The following is a 299-nucleotide window of genomic DNA, read 5'->3' on the forward strand; positions in this document are numbered from 1 at the left end:
CCTCGCTGCGCAGCGATTACCCGCTGTCCGACGACCAGATTCACCGCGTGGCCCCGTCCATCTTCGCGGATGCCCCGCACGAGAGCCGTTCGCAGCGGTACGCCTATATCCCCACCGCCGCCGTGCTGACCGAGCTTCGCAAAGAAGGCTTCCAGCCTTTCATGGTGACGCAAACCCGCGTGCGCGACGAAGGCAAGCGCGAGCACACCAAACACATGATTCGCTTGCGCCATGCCAGCCAGATCAACGGCGCGGAGGCCAACGAAATCGTGCTGCTGAACTCGCACGACGGCACCAGC

1 protein-coding gene is annotated in these 299 nt (G+C 64.2%); it reads left to right on the top strand.

The window, feature by feature from the left end:
• Nucleotides 1–5: 5 nt before the first annotated feature.
• The coding region (locus ACR6JA_RS22585; protein WP_494599686.1) for a DUF932 domain-containing protein at nucleotides 6–299 on the top strand (294 nt) is incomplete at its 3' end.

It is taken from the genome of Cedecea sp. B1(4) (genome assembly GCF_059414925.1).